The organism is Variovorax sp. J2L1-78 (assembly GCF_030317205.1).
GTDB classification, from domain to species: Bacteria; Pseudomonadota; Gammaproteobacteria; order Burkholderiales; family Burkholderiaceae_C; genus Variovorax; species Variovorax arabinosiphilus.
Window position 1 is genome coordinate 1 of record NZ_JASZYB010000009.1, and the last position, 1,410, is coordinate 1,410.

Annotated in this window: 1 protein-coding gene and 1 pseudogene; both read right to left on the reverse strand. The window is 67.0% G+C overall.

Going from position 1 to position 1,410, the window contains the following annotated elements:
- Positions 1 to 978 (reverse strand): methyl-accepting chemotaxis protein (locus tag QTH86_RS27010; RefSeq protein WP_286649350.1); only part of this gene is annotated, 978 nt, incomplete at its 3' end.
- Between the two features lie 119 nt (positions 979 to 1,097).
- Positions 1,098 to 1,410 (reverse strand): annotated as a pseudogene (locus QTH86_RS27015) (methyl-accepting chemotaxis protein); the annotation flags it as partial.

Below are 1,410 nucleotides of genomic sequence, written 5' to 3' on the forward strand. Positions count from 1 at the left end.
GGCGTTCTGCTTGACCGTCGAGGTGAGTTCTTCCATCGAGGCGGCCGTCTGCTCCAGCGAGCTGGCTTGCTCTTCGGTGCGCGAGGACAGGTCCTGGTTGCCCGAGGCGATTTCGCTGGAAGCGGTGGCGATGGTGTCGGTCGACACCTTGATCCGCCCCACCACCTCGACGAGCTGCCCCTGCATCTGCTGGATCGACAGCAGCAGGCTGCCGGCGGCCGAGCGGCGCGTGTCGATGGACGTCGTGAGGTCCCCGTCGGCGATGCGGCCGACCATGTCGGCCGCATAGGCGGGCTCGCCGCCGAGCTGGCGCGCGAGCAGGCGGGCCACCAGGCTGCCCAGCCCCAGGCTGACCAGGATGCCGGCCAGGGCCAGTCCGACCATCCAGAGGCGCGAGCCCGCATAGGTGCTCGCCGCCTGTGCGGCGCTGTTCTTGGCCAAGGTGTCGCAGTACGCGACCATCTTGTTGAGCACGCCTTCGAGGCCGCGCGACTCGGCCAGCAGCTTGGTGTTCTCGTCGACCACCAGGCCGTCGAACTGCGAGATGTCCAGCGGCTGCTTGTTGATCAGTGCGATGAAGTCGACCAGGCGCTTCTTGAGTGCCGGTGCCAGCGTCTCGTAGTCCTTCAGCAGCGCCTGGCCCTCCGGTGATTTCTGGAAGAAGGGCTTCAGCTCGTCCAGGCGCGCATCGAGGCCGCTCAGCGACGAGGTCAGATCCTTGGCGCCTGCGCTGCGTTCACCGCGCGTGGATGCCGACAGCAGCCCGGTCTGGGCACGGCTGGCGTAGAGCAGATGGATATTGGCCTGCTGCGTGCCCTGCAGGGCACGCAGTTCATCGTTGTAGAGCCGCTCTGCGGCGCTGTTGATGCGCCCCATCTGGACGATCCCGAACGCACTGACCGCCGCGCCGATGGCGGCGACGACCAGAAAACTCAGAACGAGCCGGGTTGTGACCCGGAGCTGTTGAAACCATTGCATTTTTCTTCCTTTTAGATGCGGGCCAGGACACCCGCAAAGCCGGTGGGCGAACCTGCGTTCGCCCGTTGGGATCTCTCACCGTTGGCGACCGGGTCGCCGCTTTCGCTCTCCACTCAGAATCAAAATTCGGTCCAGTCGCCCTGCGTGCTGGCCATGGCCAGCTGGGGCTGCGCATCCTTGTTCCTGCTCGGCAGTGCCGACTTCGGAGCCTTGCTGGCGTTGACGCGGCGTGCCGCCGGCGCAGAAGCCGCGGCGGTCGGGGCCACGCGGCGAAGCACGCGCGGTGCGGCCTCGTTGCCGCCTTGCAGGGTGAACACGCTCACCACCTGCGACAGGCTGCCGGCCTGGTCCTGCAACGAAGCAGCGGCGGCCGCAGCTTCTTCCACCAGGGCCGCGTTCTGCTGCGTGACCTGGTCCATCTGCGTGATCGCC